Origin of the sequence: Pseudomonas sp. P42, assembly GCF_017973755.1 — a bacterium.
GTDB lineage: Bacteria > Pseudomonadota > Gammaproteobacteria > Pseudomonadales > Pseudomonadaceae > Aquipseudomonas > Aquipseudomonas iridis.
Genome location: NZ_JACOPU010000018.1, coordinates 1 through 1580, shown reverse-complemented (window position 1 = coordinate 1580; position 1580 = coordinate 1). Strand labels below are relative to the sequence as shown.

The window sequence follows — 1580 nt, the reverse complement described above, 5'->3', positions numbered from 1 at the left end:
AGGACTTCGGTGAGCAGCCAGAGGTCGTTCCACTTGGCTTTCGGGTGCGCGGTCAGCGCGAGGAAGTGGCCGCTGACCAGCAACGGCTGATCGCTCTTGCCTTCAGCCAGTTGGAAGTCGCTGCGGTGGCGTTCGAGGGCGCGTTTGGCCAGGTGTTTGCCGCGTTCGCGGTCGATGAAGCGGCCAGGGTAGTCGTAGTCCTCGAGGTCGGGCACGGCATCGCCGCGGTTTTCGCTTTCGAGGGTGATGCGCGGTTTTTCGAAGTCGTAATCGCGGCGGGTGGTGCGGCTGGTGCGGGTTTCCAGGCGCAGGTCGAAGCGCTTGATCACCGGGTCGCTGGCGACCATGCCGGAGTCTTGCTGGTAGGCCACAGGCTTGAGTTTCGGGAACACCGTCTGGTCATCGCCGAACACCAGTTTGTGCGCCGTGGCGCTGTGCTGGAAGTGGTAGTGAATGCCTTCTTCTTCGCACAGGCGCTGGATGAAATGCAGGTCCGACTCGTCGTATTGCACGCAGTAGATGCGCTCGGGGTAGATCGAGCCGGTCTTGAATTCGTAGGCGTTGCTTTGGATGCCGTGCTCTTCCAGCACTTGGCCGATGATTTTCGGCACCGTGAGGTTCTGGAAGATGCGTTGATTGACGCGGTGCGCCAGGTACGACAGTTGCGGGCGCAGGGTCACCGAATAACGGGTCAGGCGTTTGCCGGAATCACCTTGCGCGGCGCGGTAGATCTGGCCGTGGATGCCGCTGCCGTCGGGCGAGAGTTGCAGGAAGGCCGGTTTGTGCAGCAGGGTTTCGAGGTCCAGCGACGGCTGCTCACTGACCAGCTCCACCTCAAACACAAAAGGCTGGCTGATGGCTTCCCGACCTTGCAGGGTAAACACCTGGAAATCAGCGGAAAGACCTTCGATGGTCAGGGCAAAGTGGGTTTCATTGGCCGGCGCGAACATCCCTTGTTCCTCGTGCTGTGCAGCGGCGCTCGTCGACGCCCGCAAAAGCGGGTCAACGTACGCGAAATTCTGGAGGGGCGTAAACAACATCGACCAGCAGAGCTGGCCGATGCTTGTAACGATCAGCCGTAATTAAACGACTGGAGCACGCCAGTCATCGGAACCCGAAGTACCGGATACTTCGTGGGTCCAGGTGATTTTGCGGTAGGTGAACTGCACTTCTTCCAGGTGGGTGAAGTGCGAGTTGCCTGGATCCTGGCAGTTGTGCATTTTGTTGTTGATGGCGACGATGATCGCGTCTTCCAGTTTGGTGGTGTAGTAGTGCTCTTGAGTACCTTGAGCCGAAGTACGGAACCACTGGATAACGATTTCGCTCATGCGCTCGCCGGAAGTCAGAGCGGCTTGCAGCAGTGGCGAAGCCTTGTCGTAGACCTTGGTGATCACAACTGGCTTGTGAACGCGCTGACCGGTTGGCTGACCGGATTGCGGGTCACGCGGGATGATCACGTCGTGGCTGAAAGCCTGAACCATAACCTGGTCTTCGTGGCCTTCCTGGTAGGTGTTGCCAACGGAGTCAGCGGTGAATGCGCCTGCAGTGATCAGGCCTTGTTTTTCGCCGGTAACCGACAT

Annotated in this window: 2 protein-coding genes; both read right to left on the bottom strand. The window is 59.2% G+C overall.

Going from position 1 to position 1580, the window contains the following annotated elements:
• Window positions 1-950: type VI secretion system tip protein TssI/VgrG (tssI, locus tag H8B20_RS27725; protein WP_210625227.1), on the bottom strand; the 950-nt coding region annotated here is incomplete at its 3' end.
• Between the two features lie 132 nt (window positions 951-1082).
• Window positions 1083-1580: Hcp family type VI secretion system effector (locus H8B20_RS27720; RefSeq protein WP_210625226.1), on the bottom strand; the 498-nt coding region annotated here is incomplete at its 5' end.